Raw genomic sequence first — 24,729 nt, forward strand, 5'->3', positions numbered from 1 at the left:
GTTCCATCTGGCTAATCGGAGAGAACGTCATGACGCTGCGCTCACCCGGGCTCGCCTTTCGTCAGGCCCTGAATAAAGAGAAACCCCTGCAAATCGCCGGCGCGATCAACGCCAACCATGCGCTGCTGGCCCAGCGGGCCGGGTTCCAGGCCATCTATCTTTCCGGCGGCGGCGTGGCGGCGGGTTCGCTGGGGCTGCCGGACCTGGGCATTTCGACGCTGGACGATGTGTTGACCGATATTCGCCGCATCACCGACGTCTGCCCGCTGCCGCTGCTGGTGGATGTCGACAGCGGTTTCGGCGCATCGGCGTTTAACGTTGCCCGCACGGTGCGCTCGGTGAGCAAGGCCGGGGCGGCGGCGCTGCATATCGAAGATCAGGTCGGCGCCAAGCGCTGCGGCCATCGGCCCAATAAGGCCATCGTCTCCACCGAAGAGATGGTGGATCGCATCAAGGCGGCGGTAGATGCGCGCAGCGATCCGGACTTCGTGATCATGGCGCGCACCGACGCGCTGGCGGTGGAGGGGCTGGAAGCGGCCATCGAGCGCGCTCAGGCTTACGTGGCGGCCGGGGCCGACATGCTGTTCCCGGAAGCGATCACCGAACTGGGCATGTACCGCCGTTTCGCCGAAGCGACGCAGGTGCCGATCCTCGCCAACATCACCGAATTCGGCGCGACGCCGCTGTTCACCACCGACGAGCTGCGCAGCGCTCGGGTGGATATGGCGCTGTATCCGCTGTCGGCCTTTCGGGCGATGAACCGGGCGGCGGAGCGGGTGTACCGCGCCCTGCGCGAGGAGGGCACGCAGAAAAGCGTCATCGACACCATGCAGACCCGCAACGAGCTGTACGAAAGCATCAACTACTATTTGTTCGAAGAGAAACTCGACGCTTTGTTCGCTCGCCAGCGCGACGAATAAGCGCCATTCACGCAGAAGCCAAATGAGGACAGTATGAGCCAAGCGATCCCCCCGCAAAGCCCGACTGGCGTTAAGCCGAAAAAATCCGTGGCGTTATCCGGCGTGCCCGCCGGAAATACCGCGCTGTGTTCCGTAGGGCGCAGCGGCAACGATCTGCACTACCGCGGTTACGATATCCTCGATCTCGCGCGCCACTGCGAGTTTGAAGAGGTCGCCCATCTGCTGATCCACGGCAAGTTGCCCAACCGCGACGAGCTGCAGGCCTATAAACACCGTCTCAAAGCGCTGCGCGGCCTGCCCGCCAGCGTGCGCACGGTGCTGGAGGCGCTGCCGGCGGCTTCGCATCCGATGGACGTGATGCGCACCGGCGTTTCGGCCCTTGGCTGCACGCTGCCGGAAAAAGAGCAGCACGGCGCGGCCGGCGCGCGCGACATTGCCGATCGGCTGCTGGCGTCGTTGGGATCGATGCTGCTCTACTGGTATCACTACAGCCACAACGGCGAGCGCATTCAGCCGGAGACCGACGACGATTCCATCGGCGGCCACTTTCTGCACCTGCTGCACGGCGAGGCGCCTTCTGCCAGCTGGGAGCAGGCGATGCACGCGTCATTGATCCTGTACGCCGAGCATGAGTTCAACGCCTCGACCTTCGCCGGCCGGGTGATCGCCGGCACCGGATCCGACGTCTATTCGGCGATCGTCGGCGCCATTGGCGCGCTGCGCGGGCCGAAGCACGGCGGCGCCAACGAGGTGTCGCTGGAGATCCAGCAACGCTATGAAACGCCGGACGAAGCGGAAGCCGACATTCGCCGCCGCATCGACAACAAAGAGGTGGTGATTGGCTTTGGGCACCCGGTGTACACCGTCTCCGATCCGCGCCATCAGGTGATCAAAGAGATCGCGCTGCGCCTGTCGCAGGAAGCGGGCGCGATGAAGCTGTATGACATCGCCGATCGGCTGGAAAGCGTGATGCACGACACCAAAAACATGTTCCCCAACCTCGACTGGTTCTCGGCGGTGTCTTACCACCAGCTGGGGGTGCCCACTGAAATGTTCACGCCGCTGTTTGTCATGGCGCGCGTCAGCGGCTGGTCGGCGCACATCATCGAGCAACGGCAGGACAACAAAATCATTCGCCCGTCCGCCAACTATACCGGGCCGGAAGCGCGGGCGTTCGTACCGCTGGATCAGCGCTGAGCGCCGGTCGTTATCGTGTCGTTTTCACTCTGGAGCCTTTGGGAATCATGATGCTTGAGTCTGCCAATACCCGCCGTCCGCCGTTCGATCGCGAAATGGTCGATATCGTCGATTATGTGATGAAAGAGGCCGTCGATATCCCGGCGGCATACCGCACCGCTCACTATTGCCTGCTCGATACCCTCGGCTGCGGGCTGGAGGCGCTGAGCTACCCGGCCTGCAAGAAACTGATGGGGCCGGTGGTGCCGGGCGCCGAGGTGCTGAACGGCAGCCGGGTGCCCGGCACCCGTTTCCAACTGGATCCGGTGCAGGCGGCGTTCAATATCGGCGCCATGATCCGCTGGCTCGATTTCAACGACACCTGGCTGGCGGCGGAGTGGGGCCATCCGTCGGATAACCTGGGCGGGATCCTGGCGGTGGCCGACTGGCTATCGCGCCAGGCGGTGGCGGCGGGCAAGGCGCCGCTGACCATGCGGCAGGTGCTGATCGCCATGATCAAGGCGCATGAGATCCAGGGCTGCCTGGCGCTGGAAAACGCCTTCAACCGGGTAGGGTTGGATCACGTGCTGCTGGTGAAGGTGGCGTCCACCGCGGTGGTGGCGCAGCTGCTCGGCCTGAGCCGCGAGGCGATCCTGAACGCGGTGTCGCTGGCGTGGGTGGACGGGCAGTCGCTGCGTACCTATCGCCACGCGCCGAACGCCGGCACCCGCAAATCCTGGGCTGCGGGGGATGCGACCGCCCGCGCGGTGCGGCTGGCGCTGATGGCCGCCACCGGCGAAATGGGCTACCCCTCGGCGCTGACGGCGCCGACCTGGGGATTCTACGACGTCTCGTTCAACGGCAAACCTTTCCGCTTCCAGCGGCCGTACGGCGCGTATGTGATGGAGAACGTGCTGTTTAAAATTTCGTTCCCGGCGGAGTTCCATGCCCAGACCGCCGTGGAGGCGGCCATGACGCTGCACCGCCAGATGCAGGCCGCCGGCAAAACCGCCGCCGACATCGCCAGGGTGAGCATCCGCACCCACGAGGCTTGCCTGCGCATTATCGACAAGCAGGGGCCGCTGGATAACCCGGCGGATCGCGATCACTGCATTCAGTATATGGTGGCGATCCCGTTGCTGTTCGGCCGGCTGACGGCGGCGGATTACGAAGACCGGGTGGCCGAAGATCCGCGTATCGACGCATTGCGTAGCAAGATCCACTGCCATGAAGATCCCGCTTTCACGCGTGATTATCACGATCCGGAAAAGCGCTCGATCGCCAATGCGCTGACGGTGGAGTTCGCCGACGGCAGCCGTCTGGATGAGGTGGCGGTGGAGTATCCTATCGGCCATGCGCGGCGGCGCGAAGAGGGCATCCCGCTGCTGATCGAGAAGTTCAAAATCAACCTGGCGCGCCAGTTCCCAGCCCTGCAGCAGCAGCGCATTCTCGAGGTGTCGCTGGACCGCCAGCGGCTGGCGCAGATGCCGGTCAACGAGTATCTCGATTTGTGGGTGATCTGAGGTGAGCGGCGCTGACAAGCCACGTCGGCGTCGCTATGATGGACGCTCCATCCCCGTCCGTCTTCTTATCAGGTGATTCATGATTGATGCCGCAACGTTGTTGTTGTTTTCCGGTGCCTGTGTGGCGCTGGCGCTGACCCCCGGCCCGGATATGCTGCTGATCGCTTCGCGCAGCGTCAGCCAGGGGCGGCGCGCCGGTTTCGCTTCGCTGGCGGGCATTCAGCTCGGCACATACTGCCACGCGCTGGCGGCGGCGCTGGGGTTGTCGCAACTGTTCGTCGCGGTGCCGCTGGCTTACGACGCGGTGAGAATGTTGGGCGCCGCCTATCTGCTCTACCTGGCGTGGAAAACGCTGCGATCCGGCAGCAGTCTGCAGGCTTCTGCCGGGTTGCAGGCCGTGCCGACGGCGCGAATTTTCCGGCAGGGACTGTTCACCAACATCCTCAACCCGAAAATGGCGCTGTTCGTGCTGGCGCTGTTCCCGCAGTTTATCGATCCGCGTGCCGGCTCGGTGGTGGTACAGATGCTGGCGCTGGCGACGGTGCTGAATCTGGTGGGGTTGCTGATTAACGGCGGGGTGATCCTGGCGGTCAGCGGCATGAAAAGCCGCTTCGCCGGCCGCCGCTTCAGCGCCCGCTGGCCGAACTACCTGCTGAGCGGCGTATTCGCCGGGCTGGCCTGCAAACTCATTTTCGACAGCCGCCGCTAACCCTCGCGCAGCAGCGCTTCAAACGCCGCGCTGGCCGGTTCGTCCGGCAGCGCGCTGTACATCACCAGCCGCAGGTGGTTCTCTTCGTCGACGATGAAAGAGGCGTGGTCAAAGGTGACCGGGCCGATTGCTGGGACGATGAAGCTGCGCCGCCCCTGGCAACGTCCGTGAATGTCATGCTGCCGCCAGAGCTGGCGGAATTGCGGCGATACCTGCTCCAGCGCCTGTACCCGTTGGCGCATCACCTCATCCTCCGGCGCACGGGCGTAGTCGCGGCGGAAGCTGGCCAGGATTTGCGACGCCTGCGCCCGCCACTCCAGCAGGCGCGCATTGAGCTGCGGATCGGCAAACAGCATCCACAACATGTTGCGCTCTTGCGCCGGGCGCTCGCCGATGGCGAACAGCTGCTGCGCCGCCGGATTCCAGGCGATGATGTCCCAACTCAGGTTCATGACGTAGGCCGGCCGCAGCGTCAAATCGTCCAGCAGGCGCCGCACCAACGGCGAAACCTGGCACCACTGATGCCCAACCGGCACCGGCGGGCGCTGATGCGCCAATAAGAACAGGTGGTAGCGGCCGGCGGCGTCGAGCTGCAGCACCCGCGCCAGATTTTCCAAAAACGTCACCGACGCATTGATTTCCCTGCCTTGCTCCAGCCAGGTGTACCAGGTGAGGCCGACGCCGGCCAGCGCCGCCACCTCCTCGCGCCGCAATCCCGGCGTGCGGCGGCGGCTGCCGCTTGGCAAGCCGACTGACTCTGGTGACAGTTGTTCTCGCTTTTGCCGCAGAAAATCCCCCAGTTCGTGGCGGGTGCGTTCGAGGGTGCGTGGGGGCATGTCGGCCGTCCTGTTGCTGTCAGTAATAGTATAAATGGCTATATAGTAACAGTTTAAACCTTGTTCCATACTGCGGCCATCATAATCTCTGGAGGTGGTATGGAACATTCATTATCTCGTGAGCGGCGAGGGCTGCCCGGCCTGCCGGTGCTGCTGTTGGGCGGGTTCGTCACGGTGTTCGATCTGTTCGTGGTCAACGTGGCGGCGCCGGTGATCCAGCGGCAGTTCGCCGCCGATTTCGCCGGGATCGGTTTGATCGTCGCCGGTTATGAGTTGGCGTTTGGGGTGCTGTTGATCGCCGGTGGGCGTCTGGGCGATCGCTTCGGGCGTCGGCGCTTGTTCAGCCTCGGCATGCTGGGATTCACGCTGAGCTCCCTGTTGTGCGGGCTGGCGGGATCGCTCGGCCTGCTGATCGCCGCGCGTATTCTGCAGGGGGCGACGGCGGCGCTGTTGTTCCCGCAAATTTACGCCTTGATGCGGGTCCTGTACGCGCCGCAACAGCGGCGGCGCGCCTTCGCTTGGCTGGGCATGACGCTGGGATTGGCGGCGATCTTCGGCCAGATCCTCGGCGGATTTATCATCGAGGCTAACCTGTTCGGCAGCGGCTGGCGCATGATCTTTTTGATCAATTTGCCGATCGGCGCACTGGCGCTGTGGGCGGCGCGGTGCATTCCCGAATCGCGGGTGGCGCAGGCGCAGCGGTTGGACGGCGTTGGCCTGTGGCTGGCGGCGACCGGCCTGTCGCTGTTGCTGCTGCCGCTGCTGGAGGGGCCGGCGCGCGGCTGGCCGTGGTGGATAGCGCCGATGTTGGCGTTAGCGATGCTGACGCTGTGGGGCTTCCTGCGTTGGGAGCGCCGTCTGGCGCAGCGCTGCGGCGATGCAGTGCTCGATCCGGCGCTGTTCCGTCAGGCGGGCTTCGCACCGGGTATGGCGGTGGTGCTGGCGATTTATGCCACCGCTTCCTCGTTTTTCTTGTGTTTCGCACTGCTGCTGCAGGCGGGGGCGGGGCTGACGCCTTTTCAGGCGGGCAGTCTGTTCGCCCCGGCCAGCGCGGCCTTCATGCTGGCCTCGATGTTGGCGCCCCGGCTGGCGCTGCGTTGGAGCAATGGCGTACTGAGCGTGGGCGTGGCGATTTACGCCGCCGGGTTGGCGCTATTGATGGCGCAGGCGCTGTGGGGTGAGGCGCTGGCGCACCCTCTGCGGCTGCTGCCGGGGTTAGTGGTGCTGGGATTCGGTCAGGCGCTGAGCATGACGCCGCTGCTGAATCTGGTGCTGGGTTTGGCGCCGGAGCGGCAGGCGGGCATGGCGGCGGGTCTGGTTGCCACCGTGCAGCAGGTGGGGGGCGCGCTGGGCATCGTGGTCAGCGGCGTCGCTTTTGTGCCGCTGTTGGCGAGCGGCGGCGCAGCGGAGCGCTATGCCCAGGCCTTTGCCGGCGCCATGGTATTTAATCTGTTGGCGATGGGCATCGCCCTGCTGTTGTTAAACCGGATCACTCGAAATACTCAGAAAGCGGATCTTAAGTAGGCCGCCGGCGGGTGCTTTACTGTTGTCATCATGAGAGAGCGATAAGGAGCCACACTGATGTTTCAACCCGCCACATTTCGCGAAGACAATCTGGATGCCCAACTGGCGCTGGTGCGCGCCCACCCGTTGGGGCTATTGGTCAGCCACGGCGAGCAGGGATTAACGGCCGATCCGCTGCCGTTTCTGGCCGATGTCGAACAGGGGCAGATCCGGCTGCGGGCGCACCTGTCGCGCGCCAACGCTCACTGGCGACGGCTGCAGCACGCGGCGGAATGCCTGGTGATTTTTCAGGGCGTGGAGGGCTATGTGTCGCCCGGCTGGTACCCGAGCAAGTGCCAGACCGGCAAAGTGGTGCCGACCTGGAACTACAGCATGGTGCAGCTGTATGGCGTGCCGACGGTGACGGACGATCCGGCCTGGCTGCGCCGCCAGCTGATCGACCTGACGGCACAACAGGAAGGGCGCCGCCCGGCGCCCTGGCGGCTCGACGACGCGCCGGCCAACTATATCGCCGCACAGCTTAAAGGCATCGTCGGTATCGAGATCGCCGTTACCCGGCGCGAAGGCAAATGGAAAATGAGCCAGAACCGCAGCGCCGACGATGCCGGCGGGGTGATCGCCGGGCTGCGCGAGGGCGATGACGCGCAGCGGCGACTGGCGGCGGAGGTTGAGCGGCGGCGCGGATAGGGTATGCTAACCGAAGAGTGAGCTGAGGGAACCTTCGGATGGATTACACCAAAATTATCAAAGAAATAGGCCGCGGCAAAAATCATGCGCGCGACCTGGACCGGCAGACCGCCTTTGAGCTGTATCAGGCGATGCTGGCCGGGGAGGTCCCCGAGCTGGAGCTGGGCGGCATTCTGATCGCACTGCGCATCAAGGGCGAAGCCGAAGAGGAGATGCTGGGCTTCTATCAGGCGATGCAGCAGCAGGTGTTGCCGCTGCAGGCGCCGCAGGGGCGGCCATTGCCGGTGGTGCTGCCGAGCTACAACGGCGCGCGCAAGCAGGCCAACCTGACGTCGCTGCTGGCGCTGCTGCTGGCGAAAGTGGGCCTGCCGGTGGTGGTGCACGGCGTGCTGGACGACAGCACCCGCGTGACCAGCGCCGAGATTTTCCGCGCTCTGGGGCTGCCGTGGTCGGAACAGGCTGCTCACGCCCAGCGGCGTCTCGATAACGGCGAGGCGGTATTCATGCCGGTTTCCACGTTGTCGGCGCCGTTGGCGCGGCAGCTCGGATTGCGTTGGCGCATGGGGGTGCGCAACAGCGCCCATACGCTGGCCAAGCTGGCGACGCCGTTCGGCGAACAGGATGCGCTGCGCCTCGCCAGCGTCTCTCACCCGGAGTATGTTGGCCGGGTGGCATCGTTTTTCCGCCAAATCGGCGCCCGCGGGCTGCTGATGCACGGCACCGAAGGTGAAGCCTACGCCAACCCGCTGCGCTGCCCGCAAATTCACCACATCGTCGGCGGCGAACAGCACGTATTGCTGGAGCGCACCTTGCAGGATGAAACGCCGGCATTGCCGGCGGCGAAAGACGCGGAAACCACCGCACGCTGGACCGAGCGCTGCCTGGCGGGCGAGGTGGCGATCCCGCAGGCCATCCAGCGGCAGGTCGCCTGTTGCTTGGTGGCCGCCGGCGAGAGCGAGACGCTCGAGCAGGGGCTGCAGCGCCTGCGTCAGGCCTAAGCGCGACTATACTGGGATATTTCCTCATCGGCTGAGAAGGACGGTTATGCAACAGGCTCTCGATTACTTCAATCAATTGAACCAGGATTACCTCGACGTTCACCGCGCCAAAGAAGAGCTGTTCTGGCAAAACTACATGGGCACCGGCGATGAAGGCGTGTCGGCGCGCTTTTCCGCCGCGGAAAGCGCCTATAAGCGCTTTATCGCCGAACCGCGCCGGCTGGCCGAGATCCGCAATCTGCTGGCCGGATTGGAAACGCTGCCGCAGGAGGCGCAGCGCGATGCGCTGATCCACGGCCTGCAAGGCTGGCTGCGTTTCTTCGACTGTAACGCCATTGAAGATCCGCAGGCGCAGGCGCTGTTGGATCAGATCATTCACGCCGAGTCCGATCTCTACTCGCGCCGCAAGGGCTATCAGGTCACACACCTGAACGCCGACGGCCAGCGGGTGGCGGCCTCGCTCGGCGAGCTGCTGACCAACCAGGCGACCAACCCGAACGAAGACTACCGCCGCAGTTCGCAGCAGGCGCTGCGCGACCTGGAGCAATGGCTGCTGCATAACGGCCTGCCGGAGCTGATCGGCCTGCGCAACCGCTTTGCGCGCCAGATGGGCTATCGCAACTATTTCGACTACAAGGTGAACAAAACCGAGCGCATGACGCCGGAGCAGCTGTTCGCCATTCTGGATCGTTTCGAGCGGGAAACCCGCGAGGCCAACGCGCGCAGCCTGCAACAGCTGGCGGCCGACAAGGGCGGCCAGGCGCTGGAGCCGTGGAACGTCCGCTTCGCCAGCGCTGGCGACGTCACCCGTCAACTGGATCCTTACTTCCCGTTTTCTCGTTCGCTGGAACGCTGGGTCGACAGCTTCAAACGCCTGCACATCGGCTTTGGCGGCGCCGAGATGAACCTCGATCTGCTGGTGCGCAAAGGCAAGTATGAGAACGGCTTTATGCACGGCCCGGTGCCGCCGTTTGTGCGCCAGGGGGAATGGGTGCCGGCGCGCATCAACTTCACCAGCCTGGCGCAGCCGGGGCAGGTGGGCAGCGGCGCTTACGGGCTCAACACCCTGTTCCACGAGGGCGGCCACGCGGCGCACTTCGCCAACATTCGCCAGAATGCGCCGTGCTTCTCGCAGGAGTTCCCACCGACCTCGATGGCCTATGCCGAAACCCAGTCGATGTTCTGCGACAGCCTGCTGGACGACGCCGACTGGCTGAAACGCTATGCGAAAAACGCCGCCGGCGAAGCGGTGCCTGATGCGCTGATCGAGGCCGGCATCGCGGCGCGCCAGCCGATGCGTGCGTTCAACGAACGCCACATCCTGCTGGTGCCGTACTTCGAGTGGGCGCTGTACCAGTGGGATGACGAGCAGCGCACGCCGGAAGCCATTACCGCGCTGGCGCGCGAGGTCGAGCAAAAGATCCTCGGCATCAGCGGCAGCCCGCGTCCGACGTTGGCGATCCCGCACCTGCTGTCGCTAGAATCCGCCTGTTCCTACCAGGGCTATCTGCTGGCGATGATGGCGGTAGAGCAAACCCGTCACTTCTTCCTGCAGCGCGACGGTTACCTGACGGACAACCCGGCCATTGGCCCGGATCTGGCGCAACACTACTGGTTGCCGGGCAACAGCGTCAGCCATGACGACACGCTGCGCAGCCTGACCGGCGAAGGGTTTAATCCTGACTATCTGGCGCAGGCCTGCAACCAGACGGTGGCACAGGCGTGGCATGAGGCGCAGCAGACGATGGCCGCCGCGGCCAAGCGCCCGCAGCCGCCGGCAGATTTCGATTTGCAGGCGCACATCCGGGTGGTGGATGGCGAGACGGTATTGGCGGACAACGCCGAGGGTGACGAGCGGATGTGCCGCGACTTCGCTGCGGCGATAGAGGCGCGCTTGCCTTAAGGCTGACAATAAAATCCACGCCGCGGCGTGGATTTTATTTAATGATAAAAACCGGGCGCTATTTTATTCGAAATAGACGTCGGGATTATCGGCCAGAGACACGAAGCTCTTGGTGTTTCTATCCAGCGTGCGAATTTCGCCGCTTTCGATGTCGTACACCCAGCCGTGCAGGCGCAGCCCACTGTTGCGCAGACCCACCGCCACAGAAGGGTGGGTTTTGATATTATTTAGCTGAGCAATAACGTTCTCTTCCACCATAGCGTTCACTTTGTCTGTTTCGCTATCCCAGGTTTTCTTCTCGACCACCGCTTTGGCCGCATCCGCGTAGTGCAGCCAGTGGGCAACGGCAGGCATGGGATCGAGGCACTGACAGGATGCGATAGCCTTCATGGCGCCACAGTTTGAGTGGCCACAAATCACGATATCAGTCACGCCCAGCGCCACCACCGCGTATTCGATAGTCGCAGAAACCCCACCCGGCTCCGGGCCAAAGGAAGGGACGATGTTACCGGCGTTACGGATAACGAAAAGCTGCCCAGGTTCTTGCTGCGTCACCAGCTCGGGCACCAGACGGCTGTCAGAACAGGAGATGAAAAGCGCTTTAGGATTTTGGCTGGAGGCCAGGCTGCGAAAGAGTTCCTTACGCTGCGGGAAAATCTCTTTCTGGAAACTGAGGAAACCTTCAATGATATGTTGCATACAACGCTCTCTGCATCTGTAGTCTGCGTAACATGATAATCATCCTCTCCCGTTAGTCCAGCAATGGGGTGGTAAAAAAATGTGTGCTTAACTGCCTGCAAACCCCATTAAATAAAGGGTTTCTGCCTGTTGGCGACGGTATTTTCCGGGTCGTTGACGCGTGGGTTGCTGACAAAGCGGACGATAGGAAAATTGCTGTCGTACCCATTCAGCGCTGACGTACGCGAACATAAAAAAAGCCCGCCGGGATGATATCCGGCGGGCTTTTTGACGTCTGGGGCGGCGATTATTTGTAGATAACCGCGGTGGCGTGCATCAGGTTATTGCCGCTGGTAGAGGTGATGGTGAAAGCCTTGGCGCCTACGGCATCGGCTTTGGCGGCCAGCTGAGAGGTCAGGCTGCTCAGGTCGGTTGCGCCGCTGGCGACGATCACGCCGGCTTTTTCGAATTGGGCGGCATCCTGGGCGCTGACGTGTTCAGCGGCAAAAGTGGTGAAAGAAACGGTGGCCAGAGCAATAGCAGCAGCAAAAGTTTTGATGGTTTTCATGTTCGTCATTCCTGTCAAAGTGAATTAGGGAGAAAGGGTTTGCCTTTCGATGGGAAGATTATTGCGCAGTGACAGGCGGGATGAAATCGGAGAGTGTTGATAGTTTTATTCAGAATTTTTGATTATTAATTCCCCCCGTTTATCTTCTGCATAAACGGGGGAAACGATCAGCGTGACGGGCGCGTCAGATCGAAACGGTGCTGTTCGGAAATGCCGTAGTAGGCGGTCGGGCCGCCGGCGCGCAGGATAGGTTCGGCGGCGGCGGTCTGGTAGACGCCGTGTTCATCCAGCAGCGCCGGATCGAGATGCACCGCCACCACCTCGCCCAACACCAGCCAGGTCTCCACCTGTTCCCCGGCGGCGGTTTGCAGTTGGATGCATTGGGTCAGCCGGCATTCGAAGTTCACCGGGCTTTCGGCCACGCGCTCGGCTTTGACCCGGCGCCCGGGCAGCGGCGTAACGCCGGCGAAGGCGAATTCGTCCTCACCGCGCGGCAGGGTGATGGAACTGTTGTTCATCGCTTCCGCCAACGGGCGCGTCGCCAGGTTCCAAACGAACTCGCCGGTTTCTACGATATTCGCTACGCTGTCTTTCCAGCCGGTGCTGGCGAAACCGATGATCGGTGGACGGTAGTTGAAGCAGTTGAAAAAGCTGTAGGGCGCCAGATTACGCAAGCCGGCGGCGCTACGGGAAGAGATCCAGCCGATGGGGCGCGGGCCGACGATGGCGTTCAGCGGATCGTGCGGCAGGCCGTGGCCGGCGGCGGGTTCATAATAATAGCGAGATTCACGGTTCATGGGGGACCCTGCGGCAATCGATGAAGCTTTCATTGTGCCGGGTTTCCCGCCGCTGCGCCATTGCGGGCCGGATGTGTTATCTTACGCGCCGGAAATCCCTTCAAGAGAGCCCGTCACGGTGGAAAAAAAGAAAACCTTCCCGCAGCAGAAAAGCGGCCTGCATCCGCGCAACCGTCATCGTTCGCGCTACGACTTCCCGGCGCTGATCGCCAGCTGCCCGGCGCTGGCGCCGTTCGTGAAACCGAACGCCTGGGGCGATGTATCGGTGGATTTCGCCGATCCGGCGGCGGTGAAAATGCTCAACCGTGCGTTGCTGCAACACTTTTACGGCATCGAACACTGGGATATTCCGGCGGACTACCTGTGCCCGCCGATCCCCGGCCGCGCCGACTATCTGCACCACCTGGCGGATCTGCTGGCGACCAGCAACGGCGGCGAGATCCCGCGCGGCAAGGGCGTGGCGATCCTCGACGTCGGCGTCGGCGCCAACTGCATCTACCCGATCGTCGGCCTGCGCGAATACGGCTGGCGTTTCACCGGGTCTGAAATCGATCCGGTGTCGCTCAACGCGGCCAAGATGATCGTCGAGATGAACCCGACGCTGCGCAATAGCGTGCGTCTGCGGCTGCAAAAACAGCCTGAGCTGATTTTTAGCGGCATCATCGGCGCGGCCGAGAAATTCGACGCCACCCTGTGCAACCCGCCGTTCCACGCGTCCGAGCAGGAAGCGCGCGCCAGCACCCGCCGCAAGCTGCATAAATTGGGCAAAGGGGAAGTGGCCGACAAGCCGGTGCAAAACTTCGGCGGCAAGAACAACGAGCTGTGGTGCGAAGGCGGCGAAGAAGCCTTTGTGCGCAAGATGGTGGAAGAGAGCGTCAGCAAGGCCAACAACTGCCTGTGGTTCACTTCGCTCATCTCGAAAAACACCACGCTGCCGGCCATTTATCATGCGCTGAAGGTGGCGGGCGCGGCCGAGGTGCGCACCATCGAGATGGCGCAAGGGCAGAAGATCAGCCGCTTCGTCGCCTGGACCTTCCACGACGCCGAGCAACAGGCCGCCTGGGCAGCCGAACGCTGGCGTTAATCTTCCCGGCGCCGGTTATCCTGCCGGCGCCGACAAAAATCCGCATTTTACCTTTCAATTTTCATCACTTACGTTATTCTCAATACAGTTTTCATAATAAAAATCTTAGGTTGTTGGTTTATTTAAATTCGAATAATTACTTTACTGAATAAATAAATTTAATCCGGTTAAGAGCAATAACCAGAAGGAGCGGCGCTGCCCGTTCCTTCCGCGATGGCACGTCTGCGTGTGGGCGCGGCATGTGGCCAGGAAAAATAAGAAAAGCGCCATCATCTGCCACAAGGACTACACCTTATGCTGTTACGATTCAGTCAGTTAACTACCCACAAAGGCGCCGAGCTGAGCGCGATAGAACACGCCGTTCCGATGATCGTATTTTCGCTCGACGGCACGGTCTTGCGCGCCAACGATCTTTTCCTCAGCACGCTGGGATTTCAACGCGATGACGTGATAGGTCAGCATCACCGTATTTTCTGCGATCCGAACTATGTCGCCAGCCCGTTATATCGCAAACATTGGGAGACGCTGAATAAAGGCCAACCCATCACGGACACCATAAAGCGCATCGCGAAAAACGGCGAGGCGGTGTGGCTGCAGGGCACCTATGCGCCGGTGCTGAATAAACAGGGTAAGGTGGTGGAAATCGTCAAGATCGCCAGCGAAGTGACCGAGCGAGTGACGCAGGCGCAGGAACACCGCAGCCTGCTGGCGGCGTTGAATCGCTCGATGGCGATGATTTCTTTCACGCCGCAGGGCACCATTGTCAGCGCCAACGACAATATGTTGGCGCTAATGGGCTATCGGCTGGAAGAGGCGTGTGGGCAGTCGCATGCGGTGCTGTGCCCGCCGGAGTTCGCCGCTTCCGACGATTATCGGCGGCATTGGCAGCGCCTGGCGCGCGGCGAGTTCATCACCGGGCGTTTTGAGCGCGTCAACCGGCGCGGTGAACGGGTATGGCTGGAGGCCAGCTATAACCCGATCCTCGACAACGACGGCCAGGTGGTGAAAGTGGTGAAGATTGCCCAGGACATCACCCGGCTGATGCAACAGCAGCAGCACGAAGAAGAGATGGTGCGTAACGCGCATCATCTGTCGCTTGACACCGATCGGCAGGCGGCGCAGGGTGCGGTCATCGTACAGCAGGCGGTGAAGGGCATGCAGCAGGTCGAAGCGGCGGCGCGCGAAACGTCGGACGTGGTCACCGAGCTCGGTAAGTGCTCTCAGCAGATCGGCACCATCGTCGAAGCCATTCGTAAAATCGCCTCCCAAACCAACCTGCTGGCGATTAACGCCTCCATCGAAGCCGCCCACGCCGGTGAGCACGGGCGCGGTTTTGCCGTGGTGGCCAACGAAGTGCGCACGCTGGCGGAGCAGTCGCGCAAGGCGGCGACCGAGATCGAACGCATGACCAAGTCTATCCAGCAGGGCGTAGCGGCGGCGATCGCCGGCATGGCGACCTGTGTGGAACAGGCTGGCGGCGGCGTGGCATTGACCCATGACGCCGGAGAAGTGATCAACCAGGTCAACATCGGCATGCACGACGTCGTGAAGCTGATGCAAGCATTTACGTCAGTGAAGCAGGGCGACGCGCTGCACTGAGTGTGCCGGGCGCCGCCCCTAAAAGCGGGGCGGCGTTTGCCTCTTCCTACCGATTCCTGCGCCGTTGAGCTGCGGTTCAATTTTATCGGTCTATGCTAGACTTGAAAATGAACGAACGTTCGTTCATTTGTTGATGTCAATTTGTGGCGCCAGGCGCCCCTTCACCGTTTCGGGAGCTGACGATGGGAAATCGAGAAAAGATTGTCGAGGCCGCGCTGCACAGCTTTACCCATAAGGGATTTCACCAGACCAGCATGCGAGATATCGCGCAGGCAGCGGGCGTCAGCGTCGGCAACCTCTATAACCATTTTTCCGGCAAGGAGGCGTTGATCGGCGAAATTGCGCTGCTGGAAAACGGCATATTCGCCGAGTTCGCCGCCGGATTGCGGGCCGACAGAACGCGGCCGAAACAGGCGCTGTCGGCCTTTTTCACCGCCTATCACGCCTTTGTCGCCGAGCCGGCCAATGTGCAACTGTCGGCGGAGATCGTGGCGGAGGTGGCACGCAACCCGGCGTTGGCCGAGCCGTTCAGCGCCAACCAGCGGCAACTGATTGAGGCGCTGGCGACGACGATCGCCGAGGCTCAGCAAACCGGTGAGATCGCAGCGGCGATAGCGCCGTTACCGCTCGCGCAGCTGGTGCTGGACGTGATCGAAAGCCAGGCCTGGCGGCAGGCGATCTTTGCGTCGCCTGCGCCGGAGGAGACCGCGCCGGTGCGGCTGTTGGAGCAGCTGCTCTACCGCCAACCCTAGACGAGGTTGATATGTTGCATATTGATCCTTATCGCGACGCTGATCGCCTGCAAACGGCGGCGCTGATCTACGCCGCGTTCAGCGACAAGTTTCAGCGCGCGCGCCGTCTCAGCGCCCGCCTTCAGTGGCGTCTGTTCTATCGGCTGTGGAGTTGGCAGCAAAGCGGCAGCCGGGAGCGCAGCTTCGTGGTGAAGCAAGATGAACAGGTGGTAGCGGCCTTTGCGCTCAATGCGGCCGCTGGCGAGAACAACGTCGGGCTGCGTCCGCGCACCTTGCCGATTTGGCGGCTGTGCCGCCGCTATGGCTGGCTGAACGTTTGGCGCATGTATCTGCAAATTGCGGTGCTGCAGCACACTCCGGCGGCCGGTGAGCTGTATCTCTCTTACCTGGCGGTGGCCGAGAACCAGCGCGGTAAAGGGGTGGGCAGGCGGCTGCTGCAGTGGATGAACGACTACGCCGCCGAACAAGGCACAGGCCGGCGTCTGAGCCTGCACGTCAGCCGGCGCAACGTGGATGCGCAGCGTCTGTACCGGCGCTGCGGCTTTCAGGTGCGGCGCGAAGAGCATTACGCCTCGCTGGGCTTACTGTTCGGCCAGGCCGATTGGATATTGATGGAGAAACGCAACGGGGAGGCGACGTGCGCAAAATAGGGCTGTGCCTCGTGGCGCTGGTTTTGGCGGCGTTTGGCTGGGTGATTTACGTCAACGACTTTCGCTTTGTCACCGAACCGGTCGTGGTGACCGCCGGCGGCAACCGGTTGACCGGCACGCTGGTGTTGCCGCAGCATGCGCCGATCAAGCCCGGTATCGTGGTGTTCGTGCACGGCGATGGGCCGGCTAACGCCAGCCGCGACGAAGGCTATTACGGCATTTGGGAGGCGATGGCGCAGCAGGGCTATGCGGTTTTATCCTTCGATAAGCCGGGCGTTGGCGGCTCCGGCGGCAACTGGCTGCATCAGACCATGGCGGATCGCGCACGGGAAACCGCCGATATCATCGACTGGGCCCGGCGGGACGGGCGCTTCGATGCGCGCTGCGTGGGGCTCTGGGGCACCAGCCAGGCGGGGTGGGTGATGCCGGAGGTGGCGCGTTTGCGCCCCGACATCGCCTTCACGCTGGCGTTGGCGCCGGCGATCAACTGGCTGCGGCAAGGGCGTTATAACACCCGGGCAGCGATGGTGGCGGCAGGGGACAATGAAGCGTCGATCGCCGCGCGCGAGGCGCACTGGCGCCACATTCAAACGCTGCTCGAACAACCGGACGGCTACGCGCAGTACCGCCGTGAGTATGGCGCCACCGCCGCATTGAGCGCCGACCGCTGGCGCTTTATTCGCGCCAACATGGCCAGCGATGCGACGGCGGGATTACGAAATTTCAACACGCCGGTACACCTGATACTGGGCGGGCGTGACGTCAACGTGGACGCGGACGAAACTGAGCGCGTTTATCGGCAAACGGTCCCGGCCTCGCTGTTGACGGTGACGCGCATCGACGAAGCCGACCACGTGATGATCAAACCGCTGTTCGCGCGCCATCCGTGGCTGATCAACGTGGTGGGCCTGTTTGCGCCGCGCTCGGTGCAATACGATGCCTACCGACAGGACGTGGCGGCCTTCCTGGCCGCTCAGCCCTGCGGGCGCGGGCGCTAACCTCAGATCGCCGCGGGCGGCGCCTGTTCTTCGTGCGGCTGCGGCGCGCGGGAGATCTGCATCGCCTGTTGCGGCATGCCGATACCGGCCCGATCGAAATGGATTTTCACCAGCCGGTCGAGGGCGTATTGCACCACCCACTGTTTCAGCGCCTGCGTGCGCACCGTCACGCGGGTGGTGAACGAGCGATCGCCCAGCGCCACCACGCCGTTGAAGACCGGCTCGCCAATCAGGAAATGCTTCACCTGTTCATCCTGCTTCAGCGCCTCGATGGCCTGATGCAGCACCTCATTGACCCGATCGATGTCCTCGTCGCGGCTGACGGTGTAGTTGGCGCGATACACCCCGAACTCACGCGCATAGTTGGCCAGCGTGGTGATCGAAGAGTACGGCACGATGTGATAGACGCCGTAGTCGTCGCGCAGGCCGATCGAGCGGATGGTCATGCGCTCCACGGTGCCGGTGATGCCGCTGACGGTGACATATTCGCCGGTGTTCATGCCGTTTTCAAACTGGATGAACACGCCGGTGATCACGTCTTTCACCAGCGTCTGGGCACCGAAGCTGATGGCCAGCCCCAGCGCGCCGGCGCCCGCCAGCAGCGGCGCGATGTTCAGCCCGACCTGCGACAGTACGATCATCACGGTGATGGTGCTGATAACGATAGCCAGCACGTTGCGAAACAGCGTCAGCAACGTGCGTTCACGCGCGCTCGGCCGCACGCCGTTGCTCAGTTCCAGCGCCAGGCGGTGTTCGATGATGCTGGCCATCAGCGTCCAACTGAAGACGGCGATCAGCAGGATCAGCAGGATATGCACCAGCCCGCCGAGCGTCCGCTGGCCATTTTCGCTGCCCGCCCACTGGTACAGGTTGATCAGGTGCCAGGCGTCGAGCAGAAACAGCGTCACCGCCAGCACCACCATCACCCGCAGTATCTTCAACCCGTTGGGGATGTAGGAGTTGATGCGCCGCTCGAGCATCGGATAGCGCAGATTGACGTCGGTCGGCAGCGAAATGCGGCGGAAAATCCAGCGGGTCAGCATGCCGGACAGCAGGGCGCCGACGCCGACCACCAGCAGGCTTTTCACCGTGGCGCTCATCATAAAGCGTAGGCTGTTGCCGATGTCGAACTGGGACAGCACGAACAACACCAGAAAATAGGCGATCGCCAGCAGGTGCCAGATATGCCCCAGGCCGCGCAGGATCACGCTGAAAAACGCCATCGACCGTTCGGCCAGCAGGTTGATCTGTTGCTGTATCGGTTTGCGGTTGTGCAGGATCAGCCAAATGGCGTACAGCGTCAGCGCCAGCATCACCACCAGGTTGACGGCGGCGGCGGCCGGGTAGCTTATTTGTACCGCCACCACCGGCACCACCACCATCAGGCCATAGCCGATCAGGCCGCTGAGCCAGGCGAGGCGCGTGTTCCAGTAGCGTGCGCTCCGGTCGCTGAAGGGGAAGGGACGCAGGTAGTCGAAGTTAGGGGCGAAAATCAGCCGCAGCACCGCCTTGAAAAATTCAATCACCGCGAAGGCGCTGAGAAACAGGGTCTGCAGCCGCAGAATGGTGGCGCTGTCGGCGTGGACGTGGCGGGCGAACAGATTGCCCGCCGCCAGCGCCAGCAGCAGCACCAGCAGATCGACGGCGAAAGCGCCGAGAATGGCGGCGGGGCGCTTATACCACGGGCCGCGCTGCAGCCGCGCATTGTGCCCCCAACTGCCCATGCGTTTGTACAGCGGCGCGATCAACCGCCGGATCAGGTGGAACAGCGCAAAGGTGACCGCCACCGTCAGCAGAAAGTAGCCCAGCGCGCGGAAAAAGCCGGCGGGATTGAAAACGCGCTTCGGGCCGGAGTCGATCAGCTTTTGCAGCGCGCCGAGCTTCTGGTTAAAGGTGCCGATGCCTTCCTGCGCCAGCGAGTTCAGGCTGTCGCTCAGCGTGGCTGGCGTCGATTCCTCCGACGTTGCCGGCGCTGCGGCGGGGGCGTCGCCGGCGGTCTGTTTCAGGTGATTGATGAGTTCCGCGCGCGCTTTGTCGTCTTGCAGCAGATCGGCCAGCGCGGCGTAGGCGGCCTTCTGCTGCTCGCTCTTGTCGGCGGGCGCAGGCGGCGCGTTTTGCGCCAGCGCCGGTGGTGCGAAGACGCTCAAGGTCAGCAACAGCAGCAGGAAAAGCAGGTGTTCTCGCAGATGAGAACCTCGTCGGGAGTATGCGTTTGGCGGCATTGTTCCTCTCTTTGGCGTTCTGTGATCGGCGGATGTCAGAGCAATACGATGAAAACAATGAATATAGTAGGAAAGGAAACGCGATGGGGCGTGGGAACGCGTGCGGAATGAAAGCGGCGGGCGCGTGGCGCGCCCGCCGTTAAACCGCCAGGATCAGGAAACGTGCTGCAGGAACTCCTGCAGACGCGGGCTTGGCGGATGGTTGATCAGGTCGTGCGGGTTGCCGTCTTCGGCAATCCGGCCCTTATCGATAAAGATCAGGCGCGACGCCACTTTTTCGGCAAAGCCGACTTCGTGGGTGACGATGACCATCGTCATGCCTTCCTCGGCCAGATCCTGCATCACCTTCAGCACTTCGTGGCGCAGCTCCGGATCGAGCGCAGAGGTCGGCTCGTCGAACAGCATCATTTTCGGCTTCACCGCCAGCGCGCGCGCAATGGCCACGCGCTGCTGCTGGCCGCCCGACAGTTCGGACGGGTAGTGGTGGGCGCGCTCCGCCAAACCGACCTTAGCCAGCAGCTCGCGCGCCAGCTTTTCCGCATCGGACTTCTTCGCGCCGCGCACGCGGATCGGGCCAAAGGCGACGTTTTCCAGCGCCGTCAGGTGCGGGAATAGGTAGAACTGCTGGAATACCATGCCGGCTTCCTGGCGGATCAACCGATCGTCCACTTTCGGATCGTTGGCTTTTAGGCCATCGACGATCAGATCGCCGCTGGTCACCTCTTCCAGCTTGTTGATGCAGCGCAGCAGGGTGGATTTGCCAGAGCCGGATGGCCCGATGATCACCACCACTTCGCCTTTGTCGATCTTCAAATCGATGTTGTGCAGCACCTGGGTTTGGCCAAAATGCTTGGAGACGTTTTTAAATTCAATCACAGGATTTTCATCCTTCTTTCCAGACGACGCAGCACGAAGCTCAGCACCAGGGTAATAATCAGGTAGATAACCGCCACGGCGCTCCAGATTTCCAGCGCGCGGAAGTTACCGGCAATAATTTCCTGACCCTGACGGGTCAGCTCCGCCACGCCGATCACGATGAACAGCGAGGTGTCTTTGATGCTGATGATCCACTGGTTGCCCAGCGGCGGCAGCATGCGACGCAGCGCCAGCGGCATAATGACGTAGCGGATGGTTTCGCGGCGCGACAGGCCGAGCGCCAGGCCGGCTTCGCGGAAACCGTTATGAATCGACAGCACCGCGCCGCGGGTGATTTCCGCGATGTAGGCGCCGGAGTTGATCATGATGGTCACCACTGCCGCGGTGAACGGATCGATACGCAAGTCGCTAAATGCCATCGGCAGGGCGAAGTAGATGAACATCACCTGCACCACGATCGGCGTGCCGCGGATCACTTCGATAAACACCAACGCGATGTGGTTGGCGATCCATCCGCCGTAGGTGCGGGCAAAGCCGGCGACGAGGCCGATGATCAGGCCGCCAATCAGACCGAGGACCGAAATCCACAGGGTCATTTTGGCGCCCTCTAACAAGATAGGAATGGCGGGCCAGATGGCGCTCCAGTCGAACTGCATGATATTTCTCCCGGTGATCCCAAACGTGGGTATCAGATACAACGAAGCGCAGGGGGTTAAGCGACCCCCTGTGCTTAAGTTAATAGCTTGCCAAATTCACAGCTTACTTAGGTTCGGTACCGAACCACTTCTTGTAGATTTCGTTATAGGTGCCGTTCTCGCGCAGGGTTTTCAGCGCGCCGTTCACCTTCTCGCGCAGCTCGTCGCTGCCTTTAGGGAAGGCGATGCCATACTGCTGCGCTTCCAGCGAATCGCCGACGGTTTTGAACTTGCCGGCGCCGGCCGTCTTGATGAAGTATAGGATGTTTGGCGTGTCGTGCAGCACCGCATCGGCGCGCTTGGTACCCAGCTCCATGTAGGCGTTGTCGATGTTAGGGAACTGACGCAGATCCTTGGTTTTGATGTGCTGCTTGGCGTAATCCACCGAACCGGTGCCGCTCTTCACCGCCACCACTTTACCATTTAGATCGTCGATGCTTTTCACGCTGTTGTTGTCGGCGTTGACCATTACCAGCAGGCCGCTCTTGTAGTAGCCGTCGGAGAAGTCGATAGCTTTCTTGCGCTCATCGGTGATGGTGATGCCGGCCAGCGCCAGATCGACGTTTTTGGTCTGCAGCGCCGGAATGATGCCGCCGAAGTCCATCGGTTTCAGGGTGTAGTCCAGCTTCAGCTCTTTGGCGACAGCCGCCCACAGATCGATGTCGAAGCCGACGTATTTGTCGCCTTGTTTGAACTCAAAAGGAACGAAAGCGGTGTCGGTGGCAACCACCAGTTTGTCTGCTGCGTGGGAACTTACGGCAAAGGCCAGAGAGAGTGCGGCCAGGGAGACTTTAAAAATCGACTTCATGAGAGGAATTCCTGTACAGGTTGCGGATTACCCATTTTTTATATTGCAGTTGGTGCCATGAAAAAATCGTGCCATGTTTTCAACTACTATAAAAACAAAGAGTTACTTCGTGATGTTGTGCCGAAAAGGCGAATTGTTATGGTTGTGCACCACAATGAGGCACCGAAATGGTGCGCAAGAATTATCTTGGTGCACGGGGCTATCATTAACCAAATTTTGGCTGTGAAACAACCGTTCTTTAACGTTTTTGCTTCAATATTGATAACTAACTCTAACTTTCATGATGCACCGACGGTGCAAGCGGGGGCCGCGAGAGGAGAAAAAGGGGAGCAGATAATGCTAACGCAACTGGCTGTCTTTGCTGCCGCGCCGGTTGTACAGGCTATTGGCCGCGTGTTTTTTGTCTTGTTCTGCCTGGCAGGCGAGACAAAAACGCACGCCTGTTAACGCCTTGCGGCGCGCCTCGGGGATCGGTTCTCCGCATTCCTGGCAATAGCGTTCGCTCTCGCCATGCCCGAGCGCATCACGCGCACGCTGCACCGCATCGTCGACGGTGGAGTCAATCTGATCTTGTACGGCGCCGTCTGCCGCCCAGCCGCTGGCCATCATCACCTCCTAACAAGGGAACCCTACCGTTTAATATGGGCCGTTTTTTGCACAATTCAACGACCGCGCAAAAGAAAACAGGCCGGGCGAAGCCCAGCCTGTTCTGCCCGGCACGACGGGCGGTCTGCAACGCGTTGCGGCGTTATTCGATATTGGATTCGATGAACCACAGGAACTTGTCCAGATCGCGCGATGCGGCGGTGAACATGTCGGCGGTGTCTTCATCTTCCACTTCGGTAATGGCCTTACGGATGTCATTCGCCACCGCGCCGTAGCGATCGGCCAGCGCTTTCAGGTGTTCTTGCACGCTGTGGATATTGGTCGGATAGCTTTTCAGCGGCGTCTGATCGTTAACGACCTGTACGGTGCCCAGCGCCACGCCGCCCAGTTGCACTACGCGCTCGGCGAAGGTGTCCTGATGCTCGATGATGGCGGTACGGAAGCCGTCCAGCATTTCATGAACCGCGATGAAGTTCGCACCGCGCATGTTCCAGTGCGCCTGTTTGGTGATCAACGAAAGATCGATAAATTGCACGACCTGATGGTTCAGCGCCTTGATGGCGGCCAGTTTGACTTTTTCGTCCAGATCGTTACGGGTATACAGCAGATCAGAAGATTTCGTTTTCACCAGTTTAGCGGTACTCATATCAGATATCCTCTTGATTAGTCGTTGTCCTATTTCGTTACGGGATCAATTATAGCAGGGGTATTTATTTTTGCCGTACGAAAATGGCTATTGCACAAATAGGCTTGGTCTAATGTCAATATTTTAATTTGGTTTGTGTTTCTATGTAATGCAATGAATTTAATTGCTATTTTTATTTTTTTGTTATTGTTTTGGTTAGTGACGATTTATCCCTGTTATCTTATTTTCTGCGGATAGGCTGATTCGACTAAATATCCATATTGTTATCGTGCTGTTAATTGTAAGCCTATTCAGATTGATAGCCGTAATTGATGCGGTTAAAGTAAGGGAATTATCCCAGTTTTTATTGGCGAGTGATGAAAATTAACGTCGTCGGCACCAGCGGCAGCGGTAAAAGCACCCTGGCGCGTCAATTGGCGGAACGGCTTGACGTTCCCTATATCGAGATGGACAGCCTGTATTGGCGGCCCGAGTGGCAGGGTACGCCCGATGACGCGTTCCTGGCGCGGTTAGAGCAGACGCTGGCCGAAGCGGGAGGAGGCTGGGTGCTGGACGGCAACTACAGCCGCACGCAACCGATTAAGTGGCGCGAAGTCGATTATATCCTGTGGTTGGACTACGGCTTCTGCCGCACGCTGTGGCAGGCCGTGCGCCGGGCGTGCCGACGCGCGGCCAGCAAACGTGAGCTGTGGCCGGGCACCGGCAATCGTGAAAGTTTCCGCCGTTCTTTCTTCAGCCGTGAGTCGATCGTGCTCTGGACGATCCGCACTTACTCGAAGAACCGGCGAAAATACCTGGCGGAGATGGCCCGTACCGATGTAGGGCGCCATTTCAAGCGCTTGCGCTCTCCCCGCCAGGCCGCCGATTTTCTACGGGCGCTGCCGCAGGGTCACAGCAGCAGGCGGTGATGGATCCTCACCACCGCTTTCTTAATGTGCTGCGGGCGCTGCCACAGGCAGCCGGTCTTGTGCGGTTCCATCTGGAAAAAGATCGCGAACATACCGTGCGTCATGTGCAGCGTTTGCGGGTGGCGTTTAATGTCCAGCAGCAGCAGATCGCTATTTTCCGCGTGGGGGTGTTCACGATGCCCGTTGCCCGCCAGGCCGTATTCGATTCGCTCTTCACCGCTGATCAGCAGATGCAGCGCGATGTATTCCTGATGCATTTCGGCGCGCTTTTCCGCCGCCGGCGCGGTGGTCAGCGTCATCACGTCCATAAAGATGTTGTCGCCGTCTATCGGGTGATGCCCCAGCGCCAGCTCGGGCAGGTCGCATCGGCGCAACTCGGTCAGGGTTGAAACCAGCGCCGGCGCGAGTCCGCGGCCGAAGCGTGGGTTGAACAGGCTGTTGTGAATCACTGTTATTCTCCATGTGAGCGAAAGTCCAAAGAGCCTGCGATACAGGCTAAGGGGAAGTATGCCGACTTGTCACGAGGAAAACAGTTAACCCGCCTGCATTCCGACGTTGCGGTCTGC

Annotated in this window: 25 protein-coding genes; 14 read left to right on the top strand and 11 right to left on the bottom strand. The window is 61.3% G+C overall.

What is annotated here, in order from left to right; genetic code table 11:
• Positions 1 to 29: 29 nt before the first annotated feature.
• From prpB to ACSJLU_RS07200, 4 genes are all read left to right on the top strand, one after another.
• Positions 30 to 920: a methylisocitrate lyase gene (prpB, locus tag ACSJLU_RS07185; protein WP_049203922.1), complete on the top strand. Its 891-nt coding sequence runs from the start codon at positions 30 to 32 to the stop codon at positions 918 to 920.
• Between the two features lie 33 nt (positions 921 to 953).
• The gene (prpC, locus tag ACSJLU_RS07190; protein WP_089180679.1) at positions 954 to 2,117 is read left to right on the top strand and encodes a bifunctional 2-methylcitrate synthase/citrate synthase; all 1,164 of its coding nucleotides are present in this window, start codon (positions 954 to 956) and stop codon (positions 2,115 to 2,117) included.
• 50 nt (positions 2,118 to 2,167) lie between these two features.
• The gene (locus tag ACSJLU_RS07195) at positions 2,168 to 3,619 is read left to right on the top strand and encodes a bifunctional 2-methylcitrate dehydratase/aconitate hydratase (RefSeq protein WP_380825948.1); all 1,452 of its coding nucleotides are present in this window, start codon (positions 2,168 to 2,170) and stop codon (positions 3,617 to 3,619) included.
• 79 nt (positions 3,620 to 3,698) lie between these two features.
• On the top strand, positions 3,699 to 4,328 hold the full coding sequence (locus tag ACSJLU_RS07200) for a LysE family translocator (protein ID WP_025302070.1): 630 nt from the start codon (positions 3,699 to 3,701) through the stop codon (positions 4,326 to 4,328).
• Here ACSJLU_RS07200 and ACSJLU_RS07205 read toward each other — a convergent pair.
• On the bottom strand, positions 4,325 to 5,164 hold the full coding sequence (locus tag ACSJLU_RS07205; RefSeq protein WP_025302071.1) for a helix-turn-helix transcriptional regulator: 840 nt from the start codon (positions 5,162 to 5,164) through the stop codon (positions 4,325 to 4,327). The two genes, ACSJLU_RS07200 and ACSJLU_RS07205, sit on opposite strands and share 4 nt — an antisense overlap.
• A 99-nt stretch (positions 5,165 to 5,263) precedes the next feature.
• On the opposite strand from ACSJLU_RS07205, the gene ACSJLU_RS07210 reads away from it, so the two are divergent.
• The 4 genes from ACSJLU_RS07210 to ACSJLU_RS07225 are packed head-to-tail and all read left to right on the top strand — an operon-like array spanning position 5,264 to position 10,276.
• Positions 5,264 to 6,688: an MFS transporter gene (locus tag ACSJLU_RS07210; RefSeq protein ID WP_380825830.1), complete on the top strand. Its 1,425-nt coding sequence runs from the start codon at positions 5,264 to 5,266 to the stop codon at positions 6,686 to 6,688.
• A 57-nt stretch (positions 6,689 to 6,745) separates the two neighbouring features.
• Positions 6,746 to 7,375, top strand: a complete 630-nt coding sequence (locus ACSJLU_RS07215; RefSeq protein ID WP_301479809.1) for an FMN-binding negative transcriptional regulator — start codon at positions 6,746 to 6,748, stop codon at positions 7,373 to 7,375.
• A 38-nt stretch (positions 7,376 to 7,413) separates the two neighbouring features.
• Positions 7,414 to 8,373, top strand: a complete 960-nt coding sequence (gene ybiB, locus ACSJLU_RS07220) for a DNA-binding protein YbiB (protein ID WP_380825833.1) — start codon at positions 7,414 to 7,416, stop codon at positions 8,371 to 8,373.
• A gap of 46 nt (positions 8,374 to 8,419) precedes the next feature.
• On the top strand, positions 8,420 to 10,276 hold the full coding sequence (locus ACSJLU_RS07225) for a M3 family metallopeptidase (protein ID WP_025302075.1): 1,857 nt from the start codon (positions 8,420 to 8,422) through the stop codon (positions 10,274 to 10,276).
• A gap of 63 nt (positions 10,277 to 10,339) precedes the next feature.
• Here the strand turns inward: ACSJLU_RS07225 and ACSJLU_RS07230 are convergent, their stop codons facing one another.
• The 3 genes from ACSJLU_RS07230 to ACSJLU_RS07240 all read right to left on the bottom strand — a co-directional run bounded on the left by ACSJLU_RS07230 (position 10,340) and on the right by ACSJLU_RS07240 (position 12,319).
• On the bottom strand, positions 10,340 to 10,975 hold the full coding sequence (locus ACSJLU_RS07230) for a carbonic anhydrase (protein WP_025302076.1): 636 nt from the start codon (positions 10,973 to 10,975) through the stop codon (positions 10,340 to 10,342).
• 286 nt (positions 10,976 to 11,261) lie between these two features.
• The gene (gene bhsA, locus ACSJLU_RS07235; protein WP_025302077.1) at positions 11,262 to 11,522 is read right to left on the bottom strand and encodes a multiple stress resistance protein BhsA; all 261 of its coding nucleotides are present in this window, start codon (positions 11,520 to 11,522) and stop codon (positions 11,262 to 11,264) included.
• A gap of 167 nt (positions 11,523 to 11,689) precedes the next feature.
• Complete coding sequence (locus ACSJLU_RS07240; RefSeq protein ID WP_043137081.1) at positions 11,690 to 12,319, bottom strand: flavin reductase family protein; 630 nt, start codon at positions 12,317 to 12,319, stop codon at positions 11,690 to 11,692.
• Between the two features lie 118 nt (positions 12,320 to 12,437).
• On the opposite strand from ACSJLU_RS07240, the gene rlmF reads away from it, so the two are divergent.
• The 5 genes from rlmF (at position 12,438) to ACSJLU_RS07265 (ending at position 17,402) form a co-directional block, all read left to right on the top strand.
• Positions 12,438 to 13,403, top strand: a complete 966-nt coding sequence (gene rlmF / locus ACSJLU_RS07245; protein ID WP_167325058.1) for a 23S rRNA (adenine(1618)-N(6))-methyltransferase RlmF — start codon at positions 12,438 to 12,440, stop codon at positions 13,401 to 13,403.
• A gap of 294 nt (positions 13,404 to 13,697) precedes the next feature.
• Complete coding sequence (locus tag ACSJLU_RS07250) at positions 13,698 to 15,002, top strand: methyl-accepting chemotaxis protein (protein ID WP_060432706.1); 1,305 nt, start codon at positions 13,698 to 13,700, stop codon at positions 15,000 to 15,002.
• A gap of 182 nt (positions 15,003 to 15,184) precedes the next feature.
• Positions 15,185 to 15,754 (top strand): TetR/AcrR family transcriptional regulator, encoded by a 570-nt coding sequence (locus ACSJLU_RS07255; protein WP_025302081.1) that lies wholly within the window; start codon positions 15,185 to 15,187, stop codon positions 15,752 to 15,754.
• Positions 15,755 to 15,765: 11 nt separating this feature from the next.
• Entirely contained in the window at positions 15,766 to 16,404 is a 639-nt protein-coding gene (locus ACSJLU_RS07260) for a GNAT family N-acetyltransferase (RefSeq protein WP_025302082.1), read from the top strand.
• Entirely contained in the window at positions 16,392 to 17,402 is a 1,011-nt protein-coding gene (locus tag ACSJLU_RS07265; protein ID WP_025302083.1) for an alpha/beta hydrolase family protein, read from the top strand. The genes ACSJLU_RS07260 and ACSJLU_RS07265 overlap by 13 nt, the downstream gene beginning before the upstream one ends.
• A gap of 2 nt (positions 17,403 to 17,404) precedes the next feature.
• Here ACSJLU_RS07265 and ybiO read toward each other — a convergent pair whose 3' ends face one another.
• The 6 genes from ybiO to dps form a co-directional block, all read right to left on the bottom strand.
• Positions 17,405 to 19,624, bottom strand: a complete 2,220-nt coding sequence (gene ybiO, locus ACSJLU_RS07270) for a mechanosensitive channel protein (RefSeq protein ID WP_053085973.1) — start codon at positions 19,622 to 19,624, stop codon at positions 17,405 to 17,407.
• A gap of 153 nt (positions 19,625 to 19,777) precedes the next feature.
• A complete protein-coding gene (glnQ, locus tag ACSJLU_RS07275) occupies positions 19,778 to 20,500 on the bottom strand; it encodes a glutamine ABC transporter ATP-binding protein GlnQ (RefSeq protein ID WP_004939230.1) in 723 nt (240 codons plus the stop codon).
• Entirely contained in the window at positions 20,497 to 21,156 is a 660-nt protein-coding gene (gene glnP, locus ACSJLU_RS07280) for a glutamine ABC transporter permease GlnP (RefSeq protein ID WP_019454487.1), read from the bottom strand. The genes glnQ and glnP overlap by 4 nt, the downstream gene beginning before the upstream one ends.
• Before the next feature lie 103 nt (positions 21,157 to 21,259).
• Positions 21,260 to 22,003 carry a glutamine ABC transporter substrate-binding protein GlnH gene (gene glnH / locus ACSJLU_RS07285; protein ID WP_004939223.1) on the bottom strand — a complete coding sequence of 248 codons (744 nt, stop codon included), beginning with the start codon at positions 22,001 to 22,003 and terminating at the stop codon, positions 21,260 to 21,262.
• A 339-nt stretch (positions 22,004 to 22,342) separates the two neighbouring features.
• On the bottom strand, positions 22,343 to 22,609 hold the full coding sequence (locus ACSJLU_RS07290) for a DksA/TraR family C4-type zinc finger protein (protein ID WP_049208895.1): 267 nt from the start codon (positions 22,607 to 22,609) through the stop codon (positions 22,343 to 22,345).
• Positions 22,610 to 22,751: 142 nt separating this feature from the next.
• The gene (gene dps, locus ACSJLU_RS07295) at positions 22,752 to 23,255 is read right to left on the bottom strand and encodes a DNA starvation/stationary phase protection protein Dps (RefSeq protein WP_025302086.1); all 504 of its coding nucleotides are present in this window, start codon (positions 23,253 to 23,255) and stop codon (positions 22,752 to 22,754) included.
• Between the two features lie 356 nt (positions 23,256 to 23,611).
• Here dps and ACSJLU_RS07300 point away from each other — a divergent pair, with 356 nt between their 5' ends.
• Complete coding sequence (locus tag ACSJLU_RS07300) at positions 23,612 to 24,163, top strand: AAA family ATPase (RefSeq protein WP_025302087.1); 552 nt, start codon at positions 23,612 to 23,614, stop codon at positions 24,161 to 24,163.
• Here the strand turns inward: ACSJLU_RS07300 and nanQ are convergent.
• Positions 24,145 to 24,612 carry an N-acetylneuraminate anomerase gene (gene nanQ, locus ACSJLU_RS07305; RefSeq protein ID WP_060432710.1) on the bottom strand — a complete coding sequence of 156 codons (468 nt, stop codon included), beginning with the start codon at positions 24,610 to 24,612 and terminating at the stop codon, positions 24,145 to 24,147. The two genes, ACSJLU_RS07300 and nanQ, sit on opposite strands and share 19 nt — an antisense overlap.
• Between the last annotated feature and the right edge of the window lie 117 nt (positions 24,613 to 24,729).

Origin of the sequence: Serratia bockelmannii, assembly GCF_051803255.1 — a bacterium.
In the GTDB taxonomy this organism is placed as follows: Bacteria; Pseudomonadota; Gammaproteobacteria; order Enterobacterales; family Enterobacteriaceae; genus Serratia; species Serratia bockelmannii.